The following is a 23,337-nucleotide window of genomic DNA, read 5'->3' as shown; positions in this document are numbered from 1 at the left end:
GGTTCCCCTTTTTGTTTTTTGGACTGTGCGAAAGCGAATAGCTGCAACAAAAGAAGTGGACGGGTTGGAAGCTATTGCGGTCGTCTATATTGTGCCTGACACGTCCAACTCAGCGTGCAAAATCGATCATAGCTCGCCTCCAATAACCAGCTTCAGTTTTGGTTTCGGGCGCTGGTCTGGCGGTTTCAGGCCGTGCATCTCTGCCAATTCAGTTGGGAAAGTTCTTAAAGCATCAGCCAACTCGTCGAACGAGTATCCCAAATCCTCTGTGTGCAATTCCAAGAGCTGAGTTGATAAAGAGCCCTGTTCATGTTCAATACTAAACTCATCAGGCTCTCGCGTTCGATAGCCGTAGTAACTCATCTTCTTGTACAAAGACGTCGCAGCTTGATCGGTTATCGCGTTCAGCGCTTTAGCGCGGTAGATCAATGCTGCCATTGCCACACGCCATTTCAGCTTCAATTGCCCAAGTCTTGGAATGGTCAACGGTTTCTTGAGATCTGGTAGCACTCCTCTGGCAGGAGTGAGCAACTCAGCGGCAAATTCGTTGGCCTCCTTTTCCATCGCGTCGTACGGGAAAGGGTGCAAGATCACATGGCCGTATTCATGGGCAAGGCTAAACCGCTTCCGATCGGCGGGCCGGTCTTCGTTTAGAACCACCACCGGTTTCATTCCTGGGGGCCTAATGGTTACGCCGTCAATGTCGGCACCGCCAAAATCGCCTTGAACCACGAACACACCGGTAGCTTCAATGTACTTGACGAGATTCGGCAAAGGTCCATCGTCCAACTGCCACGACTTTCGGACTTTTTGAGCCGCTTCGGCTGCAGAAGTAACGGCACGGGCGTGTTCGCTTACGCTCGACTTGTCATCCACAACCTCAAACTGAAGCAATGGAAACTGGGGCTCCAAGTCGACTGCTTCAAGCATTCTGCGCAAGTGCAGTACAAGATGATTTGCTAGCGCGACGACTGCACCTTGATCTTTCGCAGAAACCGCCGACTTCTTGCGGAAAGCCGCGCCGTGGATACTGAGGGGTGTTTTGTAGAGCGGCTCCTGCTCAAAGAAAAAACTAACCGGGAATCCCAAAGAGCGCGCAATCGACTGAATCTCTTCATGCGACAGCACGTCCTTTGTACCGTTTTCGACTCTGGAGATCGCCGCCTGTGCGACTCTGGTCTCTGCGGCCAATTCCTTTTGAGTTTTCCGTCGTCTCTTACGAGCTAGAAGCAGCATCCCCCCGTTTATCTGTTTTGATGCCATCTTCTTTCTTGTCTCCCTCGGGTCTCTTCACTTTCAATATTGCGCCGCGCGGGCCCTGTTCAGGCCCAACATCTGCGGATGCCTTAGACGCTCCTTCGGCTGGGCGGTACAACTCAATCATTCGTTGATCTACGCCATCCGCAAATTTCAAGTACGCTCGTGACACCGCCACGCCTGTGCCGCTGAGATGACACGCCACAAAGAGCAGCAGTCTCTCAGGCGCGTTAACATCAAAATCGATAAGCGACGGCTGACGTTCAATGTCGCATACGGCGGGTTCCGAGAATGCAAACTGATGTTTCGATTTTGTCGTTCCGCCACGTGGACCGGACAGATGCAGCTCTAGGCTGACGGGGAAGGTTTCGCCGCCCGATTTCACGTGCCCGGAAATCTTGTTGCACTGTCCATTGCGGCAGTATTTAACTTCAAGCCCGTCTTTCTCGATCCCAGCCTCCTGAGCTGCTGCTGGAAGAGCTGAGTTCAAGACTGATCCTATAGCGCGAGGGCACTCAATATTCATGTGCGGTACGCTTGCGAGAGACGCTAGCGAATTTTCAAGCTCGCTCAAAAGGTCCCAAATCGATGCTTCCAACTGGTCGCGCGCCGCCTGCAGTGCGTTGTCTCGGTTCAAGTTTCTACGCCTTTTGCTGTTTTATTTCTCGCGCCTCGCACCTTAGATCGCACACCCTACGCCATATGTCCAGAAAATATTCAAAAAATATTCAGGCGGCGAATATTTTCTTATACACCTCTGGGTGGGTCGTTCGGATGGGAGTAGTTGAAATTTTAATCCACACATGCTATCTAAATCTCAGACAGAGACCTGTCGGCGACCCGTCATGCTGTGTGCAGGGCGAGCGTCGCGGTGACCCGAACCGCAGATGGTTCGGTTGCAAGCCGCTCCTAAAAACCGCCCTAAGGGCGGTTTTTCTGATTCAAAGGACCCGGATCCCGTAGTTCTCATGTAGACCCTTTGCATTCTCTTCGCCCTTGTGAATCCACGTGCGCGCATAGGCGACTACGTCAGCGAGTTGGAGAAGGCGCGATGCTGCGGAATCGATCTGACTGATGCGATTCACTGCCTTAAATCGCCCGTCATTCTGGCACGCCTCTGAAATCATCCGCTGGCATTCGGGGTCCGTGTTGTGATGGTTCAGATCGAGGATGAGTTCCACATTGCCGACGCCCCGGCCGCGAATCCGGTTCAGCTTCCGGAATTGCCCGACGGCGACCTTGACAGTCTCGATGACATTTCCGGCGTAGATCGCCGGCGCAGTGCCCTCCGTGACCGTTCCTAGCCTATTCATCAGAATCATGCCCTCGGGGCGGTCAGTTTGTGCGAAGCGCGCCAGAAGACTTTGCAGATATTCACGACTCAGATTCGCCGCATGCAGCTCGTTCGCATTCGGCTCCAGCAAATCGCTCAAGGATTTGTCCGCGCGTCCGCACTCCCGCACCCAGGCCATCACGCATCCGAGCGCGAAGCCGGATTCGCCGGCGGTTCCACATTCGTCGATGAAACAGAGGATGCGCTTATTTTGTGCCGCCATCGCCCTTGGCCTTTCTGGCGCGGGCGCTGGCTCTGGCGCGCGGTGTCTCTGTCAGGGCTCGGGCTTCCTCCCGCTCCTTCCGTTCCTCCTCGAAATCCGGTTCGAGCTTCTTCAGCTTGTTGATCAGCCCGGTCAGGTGGTACCGGTTCGGCCCGTAGTCACCGGCGCTGGTCTTCCACTGTTCGCGCGTGACGAGCCCTGCTTCCTCGAGCGCTTTAATGTTGATCCTGATCGTCTGCTCGGTGATGCCGATGCGCTTTGCAAGATCGCGCTTCGTCGGGAAAGGCGGGCGGAGCGGATCGTAGTAGTAACCGAGAAGCTGGACGATGATGGTCAACTGGGTCGGGGTGATCCCCAGCCGGCTTTGCGCGCGCAGCAGAATATTTGGAACGCCTGTATACCCATGCGAATAGACTTTCGGTCCGAAGATGCGTTCGGTCGAGGATTTTTCCGGCGCCTTCTTGCGCGTCTTGCTTGTTCTGGTCGTGGTTGTCTTTGCCATTGCGGGCCTCCTTGTCATTCGATCTACGGAGGCTTGGGCGTCTTCTCAATGGCTTGGCCGGGCCTTCGGGTGCTGCAATTTCCACCCCACCCGAATATCGGTATTCCGCTACTCCCTGACTCGCGGTTATTGGAACACGATACTTAGGTGTACGATATCCCGCCACAGGTGGGTATGGAAACTCACCCTACCCGTGGGGTGGAAAACCTGTCAACGTGAAATGGGGGTTTTTGCGCTCTTTTCGCCCGTTGAATCCCGATCTCGAGCGTAGTCGTCCGGCCAATACGGGTCAACTTCCATTCCGGCGGGCGTGTCGCCGTCAATGTAAATTCCGTTGTGCCCGCCGACCGTGTCCACGATCGCGTCCGAGACTGCCCATTTCATATCGGGAACCCAGAGTCTGTCTTTTACGGTCACGGTGTAGGTCGCGCCGACTTTGGAGTCGCACCAGATGGTTTCGAGGCGTCGAGACATGAGTTCGGGCATGGCATCGACAATGCGCTTCATATCCTCCAGCTCACGAAGGACCGCCCATCTGCTCTTAAGCCGCACACCCTTGTAGGTGAAGCCAGACACTGGTGCCTTCTGCCCGGCCTCCGCCCGGTTTATCTCATTTTGCAGTCGAAGTGCTTCCGACAGTTCAGAGAGCATTTCGATGTCATCAACCATTGCTCGGTGTCCTGTTTGTTCCCATCTTGTTCCTTGCCAACGGATTGAGCAACTGAAACATTACGAATTTCGCAGTTTTGATCGTACCGCCCGATGCCTTCCGGCTTCCCCAGCTCGGCTTCGCGTGTCGCAGTGGAGAACGGCCCTTCGGTCCGTCGCGCATTCGGCCATGCGGCCTCACCGCGGCGTCGCGCCTGGCATCCCGGTTTGCCCGCCTCGCGAGCACGTCCCTCCCCGGCCGCTCCGCCGGATTGCGCTCTGGTCTGTTTTGGCCGGAGGCCAAAACGATCCCGTCGCTCCATCCGTCTCCCGCGTCCGGTTGGGCCGTTTGCCTGCTCGGGTCGGGCAAACCTACCGTCAAAACACACACACATGAGCGCGGAAGCATATCCTCCGGATGGCCCCCAAATCAGCCCGCTTCAAGGATCGCAAAACTTTTCGGCGAGGGCGGAGCCTGTGGGATGGGGCGGTCCCGTGCGTGAGCGCGCGCGTGCATCAGGTGCTGCGCGCGGAAAACTTTTGCGCCCGGCAAGCCGGCGGCTGCGCCGTCCCTGACCCGGGCAGATTCGGAAACCAGGCATTCGGCCATGCCCCCACACTCACGTGGCGGCCTTGCAACTGAATACTGGAGACCAGTCATGGCTTACGACAATGCGAACACCTATGAGACCATCGAGCTTTTCGGGCTGACCGAGAAGGACGCTCACCTGCCGATCCCGGAGGATCACGTCCTGACCGACCACATCATCCGCGAAAGCTTCGAGTCATTTCTCGGGCAGCTGCGCGGGACCGGGCTTGAAGCCGAAATCGAACCGCTGGCCCATGGGCTCGCGACGATCCTGCAGCGCCGCAAGGTGGCACTCGGCAAGGAGGTCGACCGCACCGCCGACAAGATCGGCGCGCTGGCAAAATCCCACGACGGATCGGAAATCGCCGAGACCGCGCTCGAAGAGGCGCAGGCGCGCTTTGTGCAACTGCGCGAGATTGTGAGCGCCATCGAGGTGATGAGCGAGGCGGCGGCGGAATGCTACGAGATCGAGACGGGCCACGCTTTCATCCCGGCAGCCGGATCGCGGGCAAGCGTCCGGGCGCAGGAGACCGGGGCAGTCTTCGAGGCGCGGCAGCTCCTTGAACAGCACGACCGCGAGACTGCCGAGAAGTCGAAAGTCGAGGGGGTGCCCCTGATCGTCTCAGGCGCCACCGACTGGACCGATGTCGATGTGATCTTCAACACGCTCGACAAGGTTCGCGAACGGATCAAGCAGAACCGCAACCAGGAGATCTTCCTCTGCCACAAGGGTGGCAAGCACGGGGCAGAGATGATTGCGGCTCGGTGGGCCCGGGCACGCGGGGTCGCGCAGGCGCGCTTTGATCCTCGCTGGTCCGCGCATGGGCGGGCGGCACCGTTCAAGTGCAACGACGAAATGCTCGACGACAAGTTCGCGGCGACGGGGGTTGTCCTCTTCGGCGGCAACGGGGTCGCGCTGAACCTCGGGCAGAAGGCGGAAGCGAAAGGCCTGACGGTCATGCGGGTTGCTGACCCGGCTAAGAGGACTGCGGATACGTGAACATAGAGGGTCGCCTTCGGGCGGCCCTTTCGTCGTTTCTCAAATGTTTGCGAACCTCAGGGGTGTCGCAGCGAACTCCAGCATTGAGTAGAATAAGTCTGGATGACTGCAACACGGCCAATGTGGTTTAGGGAATGGCTGGATGGTATCTCGATGCAATCACAGCTTAATGTGGCCGTGCGGCAGAAGACATTTGTTGCGCAGCTCAACACCCGAACAGGTTTTTCCTCGATGCCTTTTTCTCCGGAACGCACCAAAGAGATCCAATCACGCATTGATGCGCGTTTGCGGTCCGGGCAGGCAAACGATTGGGAAGTGTCTTTTCTCACAAACATGGCTGAACGGTTTGAGCGTCACGGGACGGAGACTCGCCTGAGCAAAGCTCAGTACGCCAGCCTGCACAAAGTCCTGAAACTGGAAGGGGAAAAACCGGCCCAGACAAGGGCAGCTGCCGACGCCGGCACTTCGAAACCAGCACCAAAGCGCAGCCCCAGAGCCGTTCAGGCGAGACCCCGTTCGATCTCCGTGAGCCGCGCAATCACCGCACCTCGGCGTGCCGTGCGCAAGGCTCAACGCCAAATCATGGTGCCGTTGGTGATCGCTGTCGGGTTCTTCGCGTTGGTTGGATCATTGTTTGAGACGTCGAATTCGCGATCCACACCCTACAGTCCGTCAGCAATTCCCACATCGCAAACGACAAACACCACTTACGTCTATGTGACAGGGACACGTGTCAACCAACGTTCTGAGCCGTCTACCGCGAACGCTGTGATGGGCGTCTTGAGCGAAGGGACTCGCGTCGAAATGCTTCGCGATGAAGGGCAATGGACCCAAATTCGGTCTAACTTGGGAGTGGGCTGGATGTCTTCCAGTTTCCTATCGCCGGTCGCGCCACCTGCAGAGCGACCCGCCTCGCAAGACCGGTCGCTTCGAGCCAGCGATGTGCGGATCATTGATGGTGATACGATTGATGTTCGAGGCATGACAGCGAACGTGCGTCTCGTCGGGTTTAACGCGCCTGAGACATGGAGACCATCCTGCACTGCAGAGCGCCAGGTCGGGGAACAGGCAACAGCGCGTCTTGGTCAATTGGTGCGGGGTGCGGCGTTAATTGAGTTTGAGCGCGTGGCCTGTTCCTGCCGGCCCGGGACTGAAGGCACCGATCGATGCAATTTCGGGCGGCTTTGTGGCTCGTTGTTCGTTGACGGTCGGGACGTGGGCAGTACGCTCATTGCTGAAGGTTTGGCCGTGCCATACCGATGTGGCCGCACCAGCTGTCCCCCACCCCCTCAACCCTGGTGCCGATAGCAGGGGCACTCACCCAACACAGACGACGAATCTTCGCGCGCGGCTGAACGCTGACCCGCTGTGTGGTGCGCGTGACGGATCATTATCCAGATGCATTGGATCAGAACGAACCAAGCCACCTCAGACCGGTATCGACGGGTGCGAACGCGACTGCAAAGTGGCGGCACAAAATCGGGTCTCTCCTTTTTGCTCATAGATGTGGATCGCACGGGGTCGGCCCAATCGTGCCCTGCGCTTCGCTCCGGCAAGCACAAATACGGCTTCCACGGCTAGCCGCGGATCCTCCGCATTTGCGCTTGCGACCGGGCCTCTTGCCCCCGTGCCGGGTGATCCCCATCGCAACAAGGAGTAACCCAAATGACCAACCACTACGTCGCCACCGTCCCCGTCAAGTTCACCGACACCGATGGCCAGGAGCGCACCCGTTTTCAGCGCGTGGGCGCGATGTTCCGCAACACCCGCAACGGGGACGGCTCGGAGTTCTTCAGCCTCAAGCTCGACTTCCCGGTCGCGGTCTCGGAGCTGGTGATGTTCCCGCCGAGCGCGAAGGATCCCCAGGACTGAATCCTCTGACGAGGATGGGCCGCCCCGGGACGATCTTGGGGCGGCCCGATCCCTGTTCCAGGGATGCCGTCACCGGCGCGGGTGATCGCCGGCAGCGACCCTTCTTGGTGCCGTTCGCTGCGCGTTCAACGGACGCACTCCCCCCCGGAATGATCAGGCCGCGACAGACCGGCCAGTCAGCCTCAAGGGGGCCATCCGCAAAAACCTATCGGCCAAGGCCTCCCGGTTTTTGCGGCAGAGATTTGGCAAGCCAAATCTGGCCCTCCTTGACCCTGCCTGTCCGCCCTGTCGGAGGGGTTTGCGCCCGCCCGCGGTTCCGTCCGAACACATGGGTGTTCGGCCAGACCCTCGGGCGGGGCTGGCGGACGGGACCTCTAGGACAGGTGGTGCACTCGGTGGTGAGGGCGGCAGAGCCGCGTCCCTGCGGGCCGCGGGGGAAGCGGACACCAAGGCTGCCTGAGCCTGAATGCGACGCAAGTATATAATTGACAGCTTGGTATAGTATCGTAAGGTAGGGGCAGCCTTGGTGGAAGGTGGCAGGAAATAGGGGGTCTTTCTTCCGCATGTCCCGAACAAAACGCCTGACAGAGATCGAGAAGATGCAGATCGTCCGCGAGGCCGCGGAGGGTGTGTCGACGTCCGAGCTGGCTGAGCGTTTCGAGGTCACATCGCGGGCCGTGCGCTACGTCCTGAAAGCTGATGCCGAGCGCCAGGCCGATGCCGCGATCCCGGTCTCAGCAGTCAGTGTGAAGGTCACGGCTGCGGAGCTGGCGGCGCTCGACGAGGTGTTGGCGAAGGCGGGGATCGAGAGCCGGGCCGAGGGGTTGCGGCGGCTTATTCAGGCGGCGGGTGGCGTGTTTGTCCCGGACGCGCAGATGGCGGCTGAGATGGCGCGCTATCGCGCCTCGCTGCACGAGGTCGGCAATGGGGTCGCGCAGATCGCCAAGCAGATGACGCAGGCCAACCGGCGGGGGCAGGGGGCAGGGGGCGGCACGAGTGCCGAGTTCACCGAATTGCGCCTTGCACAGATGCGCGGGCTGGCGCGGTTCATTCTGGATTCCGCTGACGAGATCGACCTGCTGCTGCGGCGTCGGCGCGACGTCATGCAGCTGGAGGCCACGGCCGCGCTGAGGGAGTTTGCCCATGCGGCTGAATGATGCTGTCCATGCCGTCACGGGCGAGGTCTTTCGGGATGGCTGGAGCCGCGTCCGGGGCTCGATGCAAGGGCTGCACGTGGCCAAGCAGACCCAGCTTGTGCGCGCGGCAGCAGGGCATCGGCCGGCGGTCTTCAAGGCAATCCGAAGCGGGGGCACGCACACGAAATCGCAGCTCGCAAACCAGCTCGATTACCTCACGACCAAGTCCACCCATATCGTGGACAGTAGCGGGTTCCTGGATGGCAAAGCGAAGCTCGAGGCGGGTGACATCAAGGACCTGACCGAGCGCTTTGCCAAACGGTGGGATGCGGGCTTCAAGCCCAAGCTGGGCCAGACCACACACATGCTCATGTCCTTCCCCATCGGCACGCGCGGGGAGGATGTGCGCGACATTGCGACGGATGTGGCCGAGCGGTTCTTCCAGACTGATGAGGGGCATTTCGATTACATCATCGCGGTGCATGAGGACCGCGATCACCCCCATGCGCATCTGGTGCTGAACCGCCGCTCGCAGGAAGGCGAGTTCTTCTTTCTGGGGCGCAACCACCGCTTCAACTACGACGATTTTCGCCTCGCCATGGTCGAGGAGGCGGAGAAGTACGGCGTGCGGCTGGAAGCCACGCGGCGGATGGAGCGCGGCGTCGTGCATTACCCAGCCCGAACCAGCGAAGTTTATGCGGCGAAAGAAGAGGGTCGCGCGCCCCGCGAGCGTGAACGCGTGGGGCAGGACCTGACCCGGACGCTGGCGGAGATCGCCAACACCAGAACCGTCTACCATTCGCTTGCCGCGGAGGCCTCCCGGGAGGCCCGCGAGGATATTGCCGCGGCACTCTTCCGCGCGGGCGAGGTGCTGGCGCGCGGCGGGCAGGTGGACCGAACAGGAGATGTGTATATGGCCGAGGATCAGAGTTTCGAGGATCTGCGAAGCCTCTATGCGGAGAAGCTGGCGCGGGTGCAGGGCATGATCGCCGAGAAGTCCGACACGGAACGTCCCGTGCTGGAAAAACGTCTCATCGAGATCCAGACGCAGGTCCAGCACATGCAGCCTCTCGGTTTGCGATCATCCACGCTGTCAGAGACCCCCTCGGAGGGCGGGATCTATTCCGAAGCCAATATTGACGCCAGCCAGCGCGAGCGACTGGCCGAGCCCGACCTGAGATCGCGCATTGACGCGGCACTACGGGGCACCGGGATCAGCACATCGGAAGTGGTGGCCCGGATCGAGACGGGCGCCTCAAATGCAGCGCTTGAGCATCAATGGATCGCCAATGATCTCTCCAAAGTGGCTGAGGCGCGCGATCTGAACCTCGAACGCCGCGCCGATCTGGAACAGGCGCGCGACATTCTCAACGATGTGCACGTCGAACTTGGCACGCTCTTGGAGCGGGAGACCGTGCTGCGCCGGGATGGTGTCATGGAAGCGGAACCGGTCAGCGAGCGGTTCCATTATCATGAGGGCGCGGTGCGGGAGATGGAAGGGACAATCCGTCAGGAGATGCGCGCAGACGGCCTGACTGCGCAGCAGATCGAGGACCGGGACTGGGAGGTTGTCTCACGGGCGGAGCGCCGGATCGAGACGGAGCAGCGCACGTATCTCGAAGCACACCGGGACCTGCTCGCACGCCCCGGCGATGTGATCGACCGGTCTGAACCCTACAGGGAGACCATCACCGATGCGGCCCGCGCCAGCGAGATCACCCGCGAGGTCGACCGGATCATGGAGGGACGCGACCTCCGCACGCCTGTTGCAGATGCTGTCACGGATGACTTACGAGCGCGCTATCCGGACATGCCGTCCCATCTCGCCCGTGGGCTCGGCGCGACCTATGCGGCCGTCGTCGAGATACGCGACACGGAGGTCATCAATCAGGTCCGCCGCGAAACCGAGATGCGCGAGGGGCTTGGGGTTGGCACGCGCGACGCACTCCTCGCAGCCCGCGGTGAAACTGCGCCGCAGTCTGACCGTACCGACCGCCTCGCAGACGAGATTGCGCGTGTTCTGGACCATGAGCGGGCGGGGGAGTTGTCCGCGCCCTTCGAGACCGAGGCGGAGCGGGACGCTTTCCGAACCGAGATCGCGCGGGTGCTGGATGACCGTCAACTTGAGCGGCTCACATCCGGTGATGCCGATGCGCTGGAAAAGGTTCTCGAGGACCGCCTCGACCGGCTCTATGTCGCCAAGGTCTATCTGCAATCCGATGCCGCGACGGCCAACACGGAGGCCTTGCGCCAGGTGGTCGATGATCTTGCCGACACCGAATACGAAAAACACCGCACTGGCGATGTGGATGGCGAGACTGAGCGGGGACAGGTCCATTGAGCGCCTCCATGGGAAAAGCGCGGATCGCAACAGGGGTCTTGCTGGTAACGCTGGTGACTGGGGCCATGGGCTATACGATCGCCTCGGCGGTGCTGACCTACCAGGATCTCGGGTTTGGGGCCGAGATCGACTTTGCCTATATCGCGCAGAACTATCTGGCGATCCTGGACCGCCGCCCGGAGGACGCGCAACTTATTCACCTGATCATCGGCAGCTTTGCCGCCGCCGGCCTGATGCTGAGCCTCGCCCTCTCGGGATCGGCCCTCACACGGTTTGGCCAGACGCATTGGCAGAGTGCGCGCGAGATGAAGGCCAATGGGTTTTTCGGGGCGCCAGGGACCGGGTTCATCCTCGGCAAGCTGGGGACGCCGAGCTCCCGCGCCAACTACATTTGTTCGAAGGTTTTCCCGCATGCGCTGATCGTGGCGCCCACGGGCCGCGGCAAGACCACGGGCTTTGTCATTCCGAACCTGCTGACCTGGCAAGGCTCCGCCGTGACGCTCGATGTGAAGGGCGAGTGCTTCGAGGCCACGGCCCGGCACCGCGCGGCTCAGGGCGACAAGGTCTATCGCTTTGCCCCAACCGATTGGGAGGGCAAGCGCACGCATCGCTACAACCCGCTCCTGCGCATCTTTGAGCTGAAAGATCCCGCGCGCCAGCAGATGGAATTGCAGCTCTTGGCGACGCTCTTCCTGCAGAGTGACAATGACCGGGTGCAGGGGCTGCTCAAGGGCGGGATCGATCTCTTTGTGGCAGCAGGCCTGCTGGCCTTCCAGCGCAAGCGTCCGACCTTGGGCGAGATCTACCGCATCGCGGCCTCGGGCGGGAACAAGCAGAAGGAGTATTTCGCGCGGGGCCACGAGGTCGACAACAGGGCGGCCAAGCTGATCTTCACGCGGCTGGCTTCGACCAACAACGATACGCTGACGTCTTACGTTTCGCTCCTGATGACCTCGGGGCTCGATCAATGGCAGAACCCCGCGATCGATGAGGCGACGGCGGTGTCGGACTTTGATTTCCGCACGATCCGCAAGAAGCCCTTTTCAGTGTATCTCGTGGTCCAGCCGCTGATGGTGAAGCCGCTCGCGCCGCTGATCCGGCTGTTTTTCTCCGACCTGCTCTCCGCCATGCAGGAAAAGGATCCCGGGCCAGACGAGCCGTGGCCCGTGATGATCATGCTCGACGAGTTCAATCGCCTCGGAAAAATGCCCATCGTGGTCGAGAGCATCGAGACCCTGCGCACCTATCGCGGCCACCTGGCTGTGGTCACGCAAACCATCCCCGCCCTCGATGAAATCTATGGCGAGAACACCCGCCGCGCCCTGCAGGGCAATGCCGGCGTGAAGCTCTACCTGACGCCCTCGGATGAGAAGACCGTCGAGGAGCTGAGCAAGGCGGTCGGCAAGACCACAAAGACCGTGGTCACGCGCTCACAGTCCATCGGCAAGAACCCCTTTGAGGGCCGCAGCCAATCCACACGGACCGAAGAGAGTTCCTTGCTCCCTGAAGATGAGGCGCGCCGTCTGCCCCTCGACGAGATTGTCATGGTGATCGATGCCCAGATGCCGGTCCGGGCAAAGCGGATCCAGTATTTTGATGATCGGCTGTTCAAGGCGATCCACGCGGCACAGACGGGCGAGTTGCCGTTTCCGGAGCCGGGGGGAGGGGGGCTGCAGGGGAACCTGCCGCTCAGTGTGCGCGCCATGCCGATGACGCCGCCGTCGGATGGGCCAGGGGGAACAGAAGCCGATATGGAGAGGGCGAGCCAGGCTGGCGATGGTCAACCGTCAGGCCAAGCCGACGCCGCTCCAAAGAAGACCGCGCCTGTCGTTCAAGCCGTCATCGCCGAGGAACAGCGCCAGATGGAGATGGATTTTGGCAGCAGCGTCGTGGATTCTGAAGCTGCGAGCGTAGCTGATGAGGCGCAGATGCGCTCTGCAGTCGATGGCTTGGACGAAATGGAAGCGATGCTGAGAGAGGAGGATGGTGAAAGGCTGGTTGCGCGATAGGGTGGCGAGGATGGCTTGTCTGGCTGGGCGATGAGCAAACACTTGCCGTGCTAGCTAGAAAATCCTTAAGGTTGGGAGGTCAGCGGCCAATAGCGCGTTGGAATGACGAACCTTCGGCTGACGATTTATGAGGGCCTAAGCACTTACCGTGATTATCGGCTCGAATCCCTTCCCCGGCTTTTGGTCGTAGATGACTAGCGGCAAATCGGCTTTAGGCATTCGTGTGCGGCCAGTTTCGACCGCTGCGGAAACGGGAAGAACCGGAAACATGTTAATAATCGCATCCTCGCCGTGATGGGCTTTGATCTGATCAAAAAGCCTGCGAAGGTGGGCCTTGTAGATTGCAAGATCGTCCTGTCTTCGCATGATGTCGTTGTGAGGATCCTCTGCCGTGATTGACCAGATGGCCGTGTTGTCGCCGAGAACCGAGCGAATTCTCTGATCATCGACGGTCGCACTGAGCGCCAGCTTGAGGGCGACTGGTACGTCTTTCGGCCCAGAATACTCGCCAACTTTGAAATTTATCGACGGCTGGTGGAGTTGCCATTTCCAAGTAGATGGCTCGCGGTGCTTTTGGTGAACAGATACAGGCATGATGTCACCAAGTAATGTACCCAGTTCGATGAGAAGCGGCTGTGGCGCAAGCGCAAACACACTCAACTGTATAATCTCCTTCTGTTCTATCCGCTCTTTCACCTTGCGTTGGAATTGGCGGTGTAAATGCGCGCTTTGCATGCCCCAAAACTCCGGTTCATCATCCTTGATTTCTGAATTCAGCTCGATGTCGATGGTTCGTCGCTCCGCCGGATGCCTGTCGGGCGGCATAGCGGCAAAAATGGCTTTGGTGGAAACCAAAGAGTCCATTTGGCCGATATTCGCCGCGAAACGGAGCACATGCGCCGCGCGGTCAGCGTCCATATCTGTAACAGTCTCGATCCGCTCTTCGTGCTCGCGCTTCATTGCCACGAGCGTTTCTTCCGGATAGTCGTCCACGTGGTCTACGTCGATTTCCTTGTGATGGATGGGGCACATCAGCATCAGGTTGCTGATGTCGCGGGCGAGGAGTGGCGAACGGACTTTATCACCCCTTGGACCATTATCGCTATCTGCCACAATATGCGCGATGAAACCGAACTTTCCGTCTTCCTTGCCAGCGATTAGATCCCCGACAAGGAGCTTGTTGCATCCTGAAAATTCACATCGACCCGCCGCCAAAGCCCATAATTGGGTCTGAATCTTGGCCGGGATATTTGAACTAGACAATTTTTTGCTCCATTTTGATTAGCGCTACCACAGCGAGTTACGATTGGATGGTCAGACGAGTAGTCAACCGATTTCCGGCTATCGAATGATGCTAGTGTTCCGACGGTTTCCAACCTTCGCCAAGTCCAGCTTCGGGAACTGCATTCGCAATTATCAGCTGGCCGGTCTCGGGCAATTGGCCACGTTGAAACGTAGTGATAGTCGCCTGAATCGAGGCGTTGCCCATTAGACGGACAATGACCAACGCTGCAAACGAAGGTCCGCTGTTTTCGACCATATCCGTCATCGAGGCCACGTCGATCTCGCTAGGTATTGGTGGGAATGTCGGGTGCGAGTGCCATTCGCCAAGATAGTCAACCCGACCAGCGCGACCACTATTTTCCAGCAAGATCCGATCCATCTGTTGTGAGTGCGGCTCAGGCAAACTATCGAAACGATCTCGTGACCCCGCCTCAAGATCGACGGTGAAACCGACGAGTTCAAATTTTCCCGGAGCTGTCTGTTCTGCAACCAACCACCCGCCGATCTCGCGGTTGCCGCCTTGCTTAAGGTGGATCTGCAGTTTCGCAAGCTGCGAGCGTGGGACTGTGAGGCTAAGCGTCATCTTGTACTCCAAGGTGAGTCATGACGCGTTCAACGCCCTCTTCTGCACAACTTGTGCTGTCTATTACCCATCCGTCGGTAGGACCGAAAATGACCGGATGGGTGTCAAAGGGATGATCAAAGATCCAGCCTTTGCGAAGGCCGATAAAGTATGCAGGTTCCGGATGAACTCTAATCTCCGTTGTTGAAAGGGCGTCTAGGGCATGACGAACCAGCCTGTTGGCAATGACCCCTACATCGCCGTCAGAGGCGAATAAGGGCTCATCGTCGTCATCACCTTGCACCCCGTAATTGTGTTCGCGGCCCTCTGGCGGTGCCATGCCTTTCTCCTCGCACCATGCTCGCAATTGAGATGCAGCGGTCAGTGGTGGCGGATCTTCAGACGGGATACTTCGTGCAATCAGTCCTCCGAGTCCTCCGGCGTAGACTCGTCCCCAAACGAGAGGTTTACGCTTCTGCGTGCAAATGGCCGCTGCCATTCGAAACACTCCGCTATCAGCCGTCGTATCTATGACGAGATCACAAGTGCTGATGATCTCGCTCAACTGAGCAATATGCTGGACAGCGGATTGAGACGTCAGACTCATTCCCAAGGCACCGACTTTCACTGCCGGATTTATTCGTAGCAATCTGTGCCTAAGCGAAACCGCCTTGTGATGCCCCACATCCATTTCATCGAGTTCGTTTCGAACCAAGTTGTCGGACCAAAGAACGTCATTGTCGAACAAAATGAATTGACCGACGCCTTCGCGCGCAAGACTGGCGGCCACCTTTGATCCCAGCGAGCCTGCACCGATGATGCAGATGCTAGATTCTCGGAACATCTTCCCGTGAACCCGGCGTTCTTTTGCCGTTGGTGGCTCAAAGGTATGAAACAGGTCAATCCTTCGTTTCGACCCGTTGTGGAGAACGCGCAGCAATACCTCTTGCTTGCCATTTGAAATAACGACCAACATGTCGCCGGCGCCTTCTACCCATTTACGGAGCCATGAAGGCAGGTACTGGTACAAGAGCCCCTTCAGTTCCTCGGGCTGCAGATCTGGAATATGCCGAATGTCGGGCAATCGATATAGGACCCCAGGGACCACCCTTCCCCCAAATCCCGCACCATCAATCGGCACGCGCAAGCCAGAGTCCAACCCGATGCTCGCAATGCGAGCAACAAGGACTTCGGAAGCCCCAACCCGGCGCTCCAAAGTTATATGAATATCGGTTGCGTGTCCGGCAAGGCGCAACCTTAACAGGCGGGCGGTGTCAGGCGGTAGCATGAAGCGTCGGGAACACCCCGAGAGCAGCGAGGGTAAGTCGGTAGGATGAGCGCTTTCCACGTCCGAGAAACCATCGTCCTTTGGGGTTGCTTCGAGAAGTGCTTTGGCACTCCTTACCACATCGGCGCTCTTGCAGTCGGGATGCCAGTTATCCGATCTATACTGGAGGCATAGTTCACCACCCTCGCCGTATTGGTGCTGCGATAAACGGACGGAGCTGTCGGCTGGAAGTACGAATGGTGGCAGATCTGGAAAGAGTGCTGGGAAAACCAGCCGCAATGGAATGCGACGATCACCGGCGAGCAGAACAAACGACCACGTCAGCAGGCCATCGGCGTTCTTGCCGAATTGGGGTTCTTCTAGCCAAGCTGATGCTGCGGCTAGGCTAGCGAGCTCTTCACACTCACGGATTAGCCTCGCCTCGCCGGCTGTGAACTCCATCAACCAAAACCTTTTGGCTCCGTCGGCCTCCGATCCTCACCACCAAAAACGAGACCCGGCGCAGAAGCCCCGGCCGCAGCGGCAGGAGCCACGGACGCCGCACGTGAACCCGCGGATGCCGCTACCCTCGAGCGAACACCTTCAACAAGGGTGCTGCCAAGATTTCGTGACAGTTCATTCAAAACAATATTCGTATCACTGAACTTTTGAACGGCGCCAAAATCTGATCGAGCGGTTTCAAGCCACTCAAAGAAGGATTTTCGACGATCGGGAAAGTCCTTCCACCGATCCGCAAAATTCTCAGAAGGGTCAGTCGGGTTGGCGATCCATGACTCACCATTTCGTTCTTTGACTTCGAGATGCATGTCCTTCAGGATTTTGGCAATTGCATCTGACACCCTTGCTTCGCCTGCGTAGGCATGGGCCGAGAGCGTCGTGAGGATCACACTGATAACCTTCAGCTCCGGATCCCGCTCCGCGAACCACTCATCCCTGTGACGCTTCAAGATCATGATGGCTGACTGGAGAGGTGTTCGCACCCGAAATACCGGGACGTCCTCCACACTCGCTGTCACTTTGCCTTGGGCGTCGAGGAATGCCCTGCGACGCTCATTCAGCTGTTCGATCTGCCTTGACTTGAACCAGGCGGCAAAGCCCCTAGGATTGCTTCGGGGCCAATCATCCGTGATGATACGGTATGTGCTAGTCTTGTCTTTATCGGTGATGGCAATCGCACCTTCCGCAAGCGCCTGATCCGCGAGGTAAGAAGAAAGAACGGCACGCATGTTTGCCTCGTTCGGCACAGCCGGCAATACGTCCATGTGGAATTGCGCACCATCTGCGTAGATCAAGGTGCAGCATCTTCTAGGCTCATCACTTACCTCATTCTTGATCCCTCGCGCATCGCGATACGCCTTGAGCTCAGCCAGCAGAAGAGCGCGCAGATCAGCTTGCGAAATTTGCGCTTTCGTCAGAGACCGGAACGAGACAACGATGTCGAGATCGTAGTCTTCGTCCTTGGATGTCGGCTTGATCGGTGTGCCGAGCGCGAAAGAGCCTTGGATATAGACATCGGGATCATAATCACGAACCTTGGAGTCATCTCGATGCAAAAACTCGCCAAGATCCTTGTAGCGCCTTTCGGCTTGATCGAAGCGATCTTGCGGCACTGCCAATTCTTCCGCAAGTTTCTCAATTGCAACATTATACCCATATCCTACGCCCGCGCTCACATTCATATCAAACCTCTTGTTCACAATCCCACAACTACAAGATGTCCATTTTAAGACTGATTTTCAACGGCTATGCCGAACCAAACGCCTGTCTTTTTTACAAGCAGTTTTGGAAAGTGAACTTGCTACGAATGGCGGCGGTTAGAGCTCCAAGCGGAGCATGAGAGAACCGTTCCCAGTGCCCGATTAGGGCCGTTACCGTCGCCCAAGCCGGCCCAGTCTCGCCAGCTGTGCCAGCATTTTTGACCCTGCGTCAGTGGATCCTGTGCCGCCTGTGGAACCCGTCTGACCCATGCCTTGCCTCGCTGGCATCTGCTGCACGCCAAAGAACTGCCGCGCCCTGAGGGCTGCGTAATCTGCGCCACTGGCCCCGCCGATGAGGTAGCGATTGTAGGCCTGCTGGCTTCCCATGGCGGCGCGGGCAAAGCTGTAGCCGCCGCCGAGACCTCCGGAGAGGGCGGGCATCATGATGTTGCCGGAGATCGCGCGGACGATGAAGGGCGTGGCGATAATGAAGCCCTTGGCCATGAGCACCATCATGAAGAAGGGAATGAGCGCGCCGATGTTTGAGGCCCCTTCGGGATCGCCTAGTTCACCGATGAGCGCGGAGGAAACGCCTGTGATCGTTGCGAACACGCCTGCGACGACGATGGGGTATAGTGCAAAGGAAATCAGCGCGGACAGCCAGCGCGCGAAATAGTCCTTGGTCACTTCGAAGAGGGTGAGGAAGATCATCACCGGAGCGATCCCAATCAGGAGTGCGATCATCAGTCGAGAGGCCACGAGGATGAAAGCGGCCAGCCCGCCGAGTATCGAGAGCAGAAGCACCCCGACGATGTCGAGCATGGCCCCGGCCATCCAGTTCAGCTCTGATCCGGCTGCATTGAGGTAGTCGCCGAGTTCCGCGATCAGCCGGTCAAACTCTTCGGCAAAGGTCCCAGAGGGACCCGGGGTGCCGCCACCGACCGAGGCTACAAGCGCGCCCGCAATGCTGTCGATGCCGGCCAGGATGGCAGATGAGAGCGCGTTGAACTGCACCCAGTTGGTCGCGAATATCCCGATGAGGCCGATCTTGACTGCCAGCCAAAAGGCCGTTCTGCCGTCCATCGCCTTGTATTGGTAGATCATGTTCAGGAAGACGAGGATCACCACCAATGTTGTACCCACAACCAAAAGTGTGCCCACGGTCGCAGCGACGGACCCGAACTGGGATTCCGCGGCGGTGTCGAGGTAGCCCTGGGAAGTTTCAACGAAATAGGTGACGACGCTCATCGGGGATCAGCCTTACCAATTGCCCGCGGCTTCACAGATGGCCTTGGCGGCAGGGCGGGCGGCGTTGGCGCGGCGGTTGTAAGCGTCCGAGGCCTGCAGCATCTCCCATCGTTCGTCACTCGCGTGGACCTCGCGAAACATCGCCTCGGCATCGTCCCAGGACGGGAACCGGATCTCGCAATCGCAGCTGCCAGTCTCGACGATGCGCTCAAGGTTTTGGGCACGGTAGATGTCTTGGACCAGCACGCGCTGATAGGCTTGGCGCAAGGGGATTTCTTGCATCCAGCTGAGTTCAGCGGGGCGGTCCGGACAGACATCGAAGCGGCGATCGAGGGTCGGCACGAGATTGCGCTCAGCGAAGCCGGGTGCCGACGTCAGGCCCAAGACCAGCGCGGTCAGTACGAGGGTACAGCCCGCCTGCCTCATGCCGTGGCTCCAGCGGGTGTGGTTTCGCGCTTCAGGAAAACGGTGTGCCCGATATTGGCGAATTCCGAAGTGCTGATCGACACCACCTCCCACCCGTCTGCGCCCTTCTCGTTCAGGCTGGCCTGCATGTCGGAGAGGCTGGTCTTGCGGGTCATGGGAAAGGACAGGATATTGTATTCAAACGTCTTCATGGGGAAATTCCAATCTCAGTTGCGCCGGGGAGGTAGAATTCGGTGATGCCGCGCTTGCCGTCGTGGCGACCGGCCTGGATGATCACATCGATGGAATTTTCGATGTACTGGATCATGTCGGCATAGGTCATCGGGATCTCGGTCTTGAGTGCCGCGATCGCGAGCCGCTGCACGGCGAGTTGCGGGGATTCGGCATGCAGCGTGGTCATGGACCCGCCATGGCCGGTGTTGATGGCTTCCAGAAAGGTCATGGCCTCCTTGCCGCGCACCTCGCCCAGGATGATCCGATCGGGGCGCATGCGCAGGGTGGCGGTGAGAAGCACATCGGCGGTCTGGAATTCCGCGTCACGATTGGCGATGAGGGTCACGGCATTTGGCTGGGTCGGTAAAAGCTCGGCCGCTTCTTCGATGGTCACGATGCGTTCCTCGGCCGGTACGTGGGAGAGGATCTTGCGCGCGGCGACGGTCTTGCCGGTGGAGGTGCCACCCGAGACGATCATGTTGAGTTTGTTCTCGACGCAGAAGGCAAGCGCATCATCGATCAAACCCGCGGCCACCACGGCGCGCAAGGCGCGCTTCTTTTCCACGCGCAGGTCTTCGAGCTTGCGCTCTTTGCCATAGAGAAAATCGAGCGCAATGCCCTCGAGTGGCAGGCTTGAGAAGAACCGCAGGCTGATCGACATGGCCGAGAGCACTGTGGGCGGGGTGATGACCTGTGCGCGGATCGGGCGCCCCTTGTAGGTGATCGAGACCGAGACGATGGGGCGGTCCTTGCTCATCGTTGTATTGGCCGAAGAGGCGATCTGGTTGCCGAGGTCCCTGACCTGAACGCCCGTCAGCCTCTGGTCCAGCGCGCGCATGAAGTGATCGCCCTGGAATTCGCCCCAGCAGGTGCCATCAGGGTTGATGCAGATCTCGATGACATCGTCGCGAGCGGCGGCGTCGATCCGGTCGAGCGAGGTTTCGAGATAGCTCAGCGACATGGGCTCAGAATATCTCCAGATCGCGATCGACCATGACCGTGACGCGTGCGCCTTGGTCGACATAGATGACGGGGCCGATGGAGAGGTAATCACCAATGACGCTGTCCGTGGCATCTGCCAGATCATCGCCAACGTCTTCGAGAACGTCGGCGGCAGTCTCATCCTGGACCTCGGAAACGGCGGCACTTGGCGCGGCGGAAATCAGCGAGATCAGGGCGGCCGACCCGAAACGCTCGGCAAAGCGCGTGTCTACGAAACCGGTGATGCCGGAGCGGCCCAGTTCATCACCTCCGAAGGAGCTGATCTGCACGGTTTGGCCCGCGGGCAGGATGATCCGATCCCAGGCGATGGTGACGCGGCGCTGCGCGATATCGACGCCCGCGCGGTAACGCCCGATGAGACGCGATCCGCGGGGGATCAAGAGGCGCACGCCATCGACGCTGTAGACATCCTCGGACACCACGGCACGGGTCTGGCCGGGCAGGGAGCTGTCAAGGGCTGTTTCCATGACGGCCTGGATCATGGTGCCCTGCACGATGGTGTTGGAGGGATTGGCGATCACCTCGGCCTGCGTCACGGTGGAGGGCAACGCATCGTTCAGCACGAAATCCGTCACCTCGCCGAAGGTGCGTTCGGTCAGAGCCGTTTCATTCGCTCCGGACGTGCCGCCAAACGCGATGGTGGGCGAGGCGATGCGCCGCTCCTGGAAGGCGCGTTCCTCCGCGGCGCGGCGCTCCAGCTCGGCCATGCGCCGGGCTTCTTCCTCGCGGCGCAGTCGCTCTTCTTCGCGTGCGCGCAGCTCATCCTCCGTGGGGCCCGCTGGGGCGGGCTGGGGTCGGCTGGCCTCGAGTTGGGCCAGTTCCAGATCCATGCGCAATTGCTCAAGGCTGCGATCCCGCGCCGTCAGTTCGTCCTGGAATCGTTGCTGTGCGGCTTCCGAGGCGGCTTGCAGCGCCGCGATCTGAGCGGTCAGCGCGTCGATCGCCTCTGCGGCGGCGGTGTCTTCCTCGACGACCGGTTCGGGGGCGTTGCGTAATTCCTCGATCTGAGCCTGCAGCGCGGTGATCCGCGCCAGAAGCTCCGCGTTGGGCTCGACGGGGTCTGGTCCGACGAACACAACCTCGGGCTCGGGCGGGGGCAAGGTCTCGATAGCGCCAAAGCCGTCCCCCTCGTTTTGAAAGACGTCCGGGGTGGCCGTCGGCAAGGCTTCCTCTTCGTCGGGCTGTGAGAGGAGATAGAGCAGGGCACCACCTGCGCCGATGACGAGGACCACGATCAGCGCGAGAAGGGGCGACCGGCGCTGCGCCGCCATGGGGGCGCGGGCACTGCCTTTCTCAAGGGCGGCGAGGCGTTTTTCCAGCTCGGTGTTCTCAGTATCGCTCATGAGGTGGCCTCCGCGGGCGGGATCGCCTCGATGCAGACCACCTCTTCGCCAAGTCGCAGGATCCATTGGCGGTTCACGCCGCTGACGCGGATCACGCCGTCTTCAGGGGTTTGCGTGTTGACCGTGCGTTCACGGCCGCCCGCGTAGCGGAAGATTGCTGGCACAGGTGCGTTTCTTGGAAAAGCGAAATACGTGAACGTCCCGTCATCCCAGATGCGGGTTGGCGTAAATTCGGTCCGCGCGCTGGCACCGTAGTTGTAGTTCGGCGCTTGGGCCGCGATGGCCCGGGTCGGGCGCGCAGCGTCGTCAGGGTAGCGGAACTGCACCACATAGAAGGTCGGACTGCGGACCTCCTCGACGTTGAAATAGTAGCTTCGCCTGTTCGTGTAGACCGTCACATTGGTATGGACACCGCGCGCAACGGGCTTGATTGCAAATGCCTGACCGCCGGGCACGCCATCGATCTCAAACCCTTCCGTGTCGCCCGCGATAATCGAGCGGATGCTTTCGCCCTCACCAAACTCGATGGTGGTGACATGGGTGAGCGAGACGCTGAGGCGGTAGACCTGACCTTCTTGATATGTTGCCAGCCGCACGCGGCTGTCATTTGGACCACCGCGCGGGATCGCTTCGGCAAAGGCAAGGGCAGGCAGCAAAACAAATATGGCAGCAACAAAGAACTTATTGATCAAACTAATTCTCCAATCTGTCGGAGCGGATGGAATATTCGCGCACGGTGAAGCCGAAGGGGTTGGTCCAGACCTCATCGATGGAGCGGCGGGTCTCCGGGCGGAACTCGAAGAGAAGCGTCGCAGTGAAGAGGCCGGTCTGGGCTCCGTTAATGGACGTCAGGCGCTTGCGCAGGCGCACCGTCGCGCGGTTGGTTCCGATCCGGTTGATGCTGAGGATTTCCACGTCGAGCCGAGCATTGGGGCCATAGACGGTCGGCGGATAGTTCTCATTTGCGCTGTTCCATATCTTGCGCAGCCCGCTCTCGGCGGCCCCGTCCGAGCGGCGCAGGACGCTGCGGATGCGCAGATCGTTGTCGAGCTGATTGTAGATCTCCCGGTCGGTCACATAGCGGAAGACCTCCGCCTCGATGATCGCCTGGTTGGCGGTCACCGAGGAAGCGCCCACCGAGGCCTCGGGGAGTGCAAAGCCGGTGGCGGGATCATAGGGGACAACGACGGGGGGCGGGTCGACATCGAGGATCGAGACAGCCGCGGCACTCAGACAGCCGATGATACCGAAGACAAGGCCCATCAGGCCAAGGCGTTGCCAGAGCCGTTCGCGGCGTAAGGCACCATAGACCAGTTCTTCCTCGATGATTTCTAGTTCAGTCGCCACCCGTCATGCCCCCACGA

General features: G+C 59.6%; 22 protein-coding genes. 6 read left to right on the top strand and 16 right to left on the bottom strand.

The window, feature by feature from the left end; all coding sequences use genetic code 11:
• Positions 1 to 126: 126 nt before the first annotated feature.
• The 5 genes from PAA8504_RS17485 to PAA8504_RS17470 form a co-directional block, all read right to left on the bottom strand.
• Positions 127 to 1,263, bottom strand: a complete 1,137-nt coding sequence (locus tag PAA8504_RS17485) for a helix-turn-helix domain-containing protein (RefSeq protein ID WP_108895430.1) — start codon at positions 1,261 to 1,263, stop codon at positions 127 to 129.
• A complete protein-coding gene (locus tag PAA8504_RS21875; RefSeq protein WP_146190522.1) occupies positions 1,217 to 1,747 on the bottom strand; it encodes a hypothetical protein in 531 nt (176 codons plus the stop codon). Before PAA8504_RS21875 ends, PAA8504_RS17485 begins: the two co-directional genes overlap by 47 nt.
• Before the next feature lie 451 nt (positions 1,748 to 2,198).
• The gene (locus tag PAA8504_RS17480) at positions 2,199 to 2,813 is read right to left on the bottom strand and encodes a DUF3800 domain-containing protein (protein WP_108895429.1); all 615 of its coding nucleotides are present in this window, start codon (positions 2,811 to 2,813) and stop codon (positions 2,199 to 2,201) included.
• A complete protein-coding gene (locus tag PAA8504_RS17475; RefSeq protein WP_108895428.1) occupies positions 2,797 to 3,315 on the bottom strand; it encodes a helix-turn-helix domain-containing protein in 519 nt (172 codons plus the stop codon). Before PAA8504_RS17475 ends, PAA8504_RS17480 begins: the two co-directional genes overlap by 17 nt.
• Before the next feature lie 210 nt (positions 3,316 to 3,525).
• Positions 3,526 to 3,984, bottom strand: coding sequence for a hypothetical protein (locus tag PAA8504_RS17470; RefSeq protein WP_108895427.1), 459 nt, complete (start codon positions 3,982 to 3,984; stop codon positions 3,526 to 3,528).
• 638 nt (positions 3,985 to 4,622) lie between these two features.
• Between PAA8504_RS17470 and PAA8504_RS17465 the strand changes: the two genes are divergently transcribed.
• The 6 genes from PAA8504_RS17465 (at position 4,623) to PAA8504_RS17440 (ending at position 12,910) form a co-directional block, all read left to right on the top strand.
• Positions 4,623 to 5,552: a DUF2493 domain-containing protein gene (locus tag PAA8504_RS17465; protein WP_108895426.1), complete on the top strand. Its 930-nt coding sequence runs from the start codon at positions 4,623 to 4,625 to the stop codon at positions 5,550 to 5,552.
• A gap of 102 nt (positions 5,553 to 5,654) precedes the next feature.
• Positions 5,655 to 6,860, top strand: coding sequence for an SH3 domain-containing protein (locus PAA8504_RS22820; RefSeq protein WP_108895425.1), 1,206 nt, complete (start codon positions 5,655 to 5,657; stop codon positions 6,858 to 6,860).
• Positions 6,861 to 7,217: 357 nt separating this feature from the next.
• Entirely contained in the window at positions 7,218 to 7,424 is a 207-nt protein-coding gene (locus PAA8504_RS17455; RefSeq protein ID WP_007120662.1) for a hypothetical protein, read from the top strand.
• Positions 7,425 to 7,987: 563 nt separating this feature from the next.
• Complete coding sequence (locus tag PAA8504_RS17450) at positions 7,988 to 8,581, top strand: transposase (protein WP_043872261.1); 594 nt, start codon at positions 7,988 to 7,990, stop codon at positions 8,579 to 8,581.
• The gene (locus tag PAA8504_RS17445; RefSeq protein WP_108895424.1) at positions 8,568 to 10,901 is read left to right on the top strand and encodes a relaxase/mobilization nuclease domain-containing protein; all 2,334 of its coding nucleotides are present in this window, start codon (positions 8,568 to 8,570) and stop codon (positions 10,899 to 10,901) included. The genes PAA8504_RS17450 and PAA8504_RS17445 overlap by 14 nt, the downstream gene beginning before the upstream one ends.
• 8 nt (positions 10,902 to 10,909) lie before the next feature.
• A complete protein-coding gene (locus PAA8504_RS17440) occupies positions 10,910 to 12,910 on the top strand; it encodes a type IV secretory system conjugative DNA transfer family protein (protein WP_108895423.1) in 2,001 nt (666 codons plus the stop codon).
• A gap of 135 nt (positions 12,911 to 13,045) precedes the next feature.
• Here PAA8504_RS17440 and PAA8504_RS17435 read toward each other — a convergent pair whose 3' ends face one another.
• The 11 genes from PAA8504_RS17435 to PAA8504_RS17385 all read right to left on the bottom strand — a co-directional run bounded on the left by PAA8504_RS17435 (position 13,046) and on the right by PAA8504_RS17385 (position 23,320).
• Entirely contained in the window at positions 13,046 to 14,173 is a 1,128-nt protein-coding gene (locus PAA8504_RS17435) for an SAVED domain-containing protein (protein WP_108895422.1), read from the bottom strand.
• 91 nt (positions 14,174 to 14,264) lie between these two features.
• Entirely contained in the window at positions 14,265 to 14,777 is a 513-nt protein-coding gene (locus PAA8504_RS17430) for a Mov34/MPN/PAD-1 family protein (protein WP_074743312.1), read from the bottom strand.
• Positions 14,767 to 16,485, bottom strand: coding sequence for a ThiF family adenylyltransferase (locus PAA8504_RS17425; RefSeq protein ID WP_108895421.1), 1,719 nt, complete (start codon positions 16,483 to 16,485; stop codon positions 14,767 to 14,769). The genes PAA8504_RS17430 and PAA8504_RS17425 overlap by 11 nt, the downstream gene beginning before the upstream one ends.
• On the bottom strand, positions 16,485 to 17,723 hold the full coding sequence (locus PAA8504_RS17420) for a nucleotidyltransferase domain-containing protein (protein WP_052453650.1): 1,239 nt from the start codon (positions 17,721 to 17,723) through the stop codon (positions 16,485 to 16,487). Before PAA8504_RS17420 ends, PAA8504_RS17425 begins: the two co-directional genes overlap by 1 nt.
• A gap of 189 nt (positions 17,724 to 17,912) precedes the next feature.
• A complete protein-coding gene (locus PAA8504_RS17415) occupies positions 17,913 to 18,989 on the bottom strand; it encodes a TrbL/VirB6 family protein (protein WP_108895420.1) in 1,077 nt (358 codons plus the stop codon).
• Between the two features lie 12 nt (positions 18,990 to 19,001).
• On the bottom strand, positions 19,002 to 19,415 hold the full coding sequence (locus tag PAA8504_RS17410) for a hypothetical protein (RefSeq protein ID WP_108895419.1): 414 nt from the start codon (positions 19,413 to 19,415) through the stop codon (positions 19,002 to 19,004).
• The gene (locus PAA8504_RS17405) at positions 19,412 to 19,606 is read right to left on the bottom strand and encodes a DUF4177 domain-containing protein (protein WP_012187154.1); all 195 of its coding nucleotides are present in this window, start codon (positions 19,604 to 19,606) and stop codon (positions 19,412 to 19,414) included. The genes PAA8504_RS17410 and PAA8504_RS17405 overlap by 4 nt, the downstream gene beginning before the upstream one ends.
• Positions 19,603 to 20,589, bottom strand: a complete 987-nt coding sequence (locus PAA8504_RS17400; RefSeq protein WP_108895418.1) for an ATPase, T2SS/T4P/T4SS family — start codon at positions 20,587 to 20,589, stop codon at positions 19,603 to 19,605. Before PAA8504_RS17400 ends, PAA8504_RS17405 begins: the two co-directional genes overlap by 4 nt.
• A 4-nt stretch (positions 20,590 to 20,593) precedes the next feature.
• Entirely contained in the window at positions 20,594 to 21,973 is a 1,380-nt protein-coding gene (locus PAA8504_RS17395) for a TraB/TrbI/VirB10 family type IV secretion system protein (RefSeq protein WP_108895417.1), read from the bottom strand.
• Positions 21,970 to 22,665 carry a TrbG/VirB9 family P-type conjugative transfer protein gene (locus PAA8504_RS17390; protein WP_108895416.1) on the bottom strand — a complete coding sequence of 232 codons (696 nt, stop codon included), beginning with the start codon at positions 22,663 to 22,665 and terminating at the stop codon, positions 21,970 to 21,972. The genes PAA8504_RS17395 and PAA8504_RS17390 overlap by 4 nt, the downstream gene beginning before the upstream one ends.
• A 1-nt stretch (position 22,666) precedes the next feature.
• Positions 22,667 to 23,320 carry a VirB8 family type IV secretion system protein gene (locus PAA8504_RS17385; RefSeq protein WP_108895415.1) on the bottom strand — a complete coding sequence of 218 codons (654 nt, stop codon included), beginning with the start codon at positions 23,318 to 23,320 and terminating at the stop codon, positions 22,667 to 22,669.
• Between the last annotated feature and the right edge of the window lie 17 nt (positions 23,321 to 23,337).

The organism is Palleronia abyssalis, from assembly GCF_900302445.1.
In the GTDB taxonomy this organism is placed as follows: domain Bacteria; phylum Pseudomonadota; class Alphaproteobacteria; order Rhodobacterales; family Rhodobacteraceae; genus Palleronia; species Palleronia abyssalis.
This window is presented reverse-complemented; position numbering and strand designations above follow the sequence as displayed.

What these genes read in the sequence shown, in the direction of transcription:
- PAA8504_RS17420 (WP_052453650.1), bottom strand. Translation starts at nt 17,723, where the DNA reads ATGAATGTGAGCGCGGGCGTAGGATATGGGTATAATGTTGCAATTGAG.
- PAA8504_RS17485 (WP_108895430.1), bottom strand. Translation starts at nt 1,263, where the DNA reads ATGGCATCAAAACAGATAAACGGGGGGATGCTGCTTCTAGCTCGTAAG.
- PAA8504_RS17475 (WP_108895428.1), bottom strand. Translation starts at nt 3,315, where the DNA reads ATGGCAAAGACAACCACGACCAGAACAAGCAAGACGCGCAAGAAGGCG.
- PAA8504_RS17445 (WP_108895424.1), top strand. Translation starts at nt 8,568, where the DNA reads ATGCGGCTGAATGATGCTGTCCATGCCGTCACGGGCGAGGTCTTTCGG.
- PAA8504_RS17415 (WP_108895420.1), bottom strand. Translation starts at nt 18,989, where the DNA reads ATGAGCGTCGTCACCTATTTCGTTGAAACTTCCCAGGGCTACCTCGAC.
- PAA8504_RS17465 (WP_108895426.1), top strand. Translation starts at nt 4,623, where the DNA reads ATGGCTTACGACAATGCGAACACCTATGAGACCATCGAGCTTTTCGGG.
- PAA8504_RS17410 (WP_108895419.1), bottom strand. Translation starts at nt 19,415, where the DNA reads ATGAGGCAGGCGGGCTGTACCCTCGTACTGACCGCGCTGGTCTTGGGC.
- PAA8504_RS17450 (WP_043872261.1), top strand. Translation starts at nt 7,988, where the DNA reads ATGTCCCGAACAAAACGCCTGACAGAGATCGAGAAGATGCAGATCGTC.
- PAA8504_RS22820 (WP_108895425.1), top strand. Translation starts at nt 5,655, where the DNA reads ATGACTGCAACACGGCCAATGTGGTTTAGGGAATGGCTGGATGGTATC.
- PAA8504_RS17405 (WP_012187154.1), bottom strand. Translation starts at nt 19,606, where the DNA reads ATGAAGACGTTTGAATACAATATCCTGTCCTTTCCCATGACCCGCAAG.
- PAA8504_RS17440 (WP_108895423.1), top strand. Translation starts at nt 10,910, where the DNA reads ATGGGAAAAGCGCGGATCGCAACAGGGGTCTTGCTGGTAACGCTGGTG.
- PAA8504_RS17425 (WP_108895421.1), bottom strand. Translation starts at nt 16,485, where the DNA reads ATGGAGTTCACAGCCGGCGAGGCGAGGCTAATCCGTGAGTGTGAAGAG.
- PAA8504_RS17455 (WP_007120662.1), top strand. Translation starts at nt 7,218, where the DNA reads ATGACCAACCACTACGTCGCCACCGTCCCCGTCAAGTTCACCGACACC.
- PAA8504_RS17400 (WP_108895418.1), bottom strand. Translation starts at nt 20,589, where the DNA reads ATGTCGCTGAGCTATCTCGAAACCTCGCTCGACCGGATCGACGCCGCC.
- PAA8504_RS17470 (WP_108895427.1), bottom strand. Translation starts at nt 3,984, where the DNA reads ATGGTTGATGACATCGAAATGCTCTCTGAACTGTCGGAAGCACTTCGA.
- PAA8504_RS17395 (WP_108895417.1), bottom strand. Translation starts at nt 21,973, where the DNA reads ATGAGCGATACTGAGAACACCGAGCTGGAAAAACGCCTCGCCGCCCTT.
- PAA8504_RS17430 (WP_074743312.1), bottom strand. Translation starts at nt 14,777, where the DNA reads ATGACGCTTAGCCTCACAGTCCCACGCTCGCAGCTTGCGAAACTGCAG.
- PAA8504_RS17480 (WP_108895429.1), bottom strand. Translation starts at nt 2,813, where the DNA reads ATGGCGGCACAAAATAAGCGCATCCTCTGTTTCATCGACGAATGTGGA.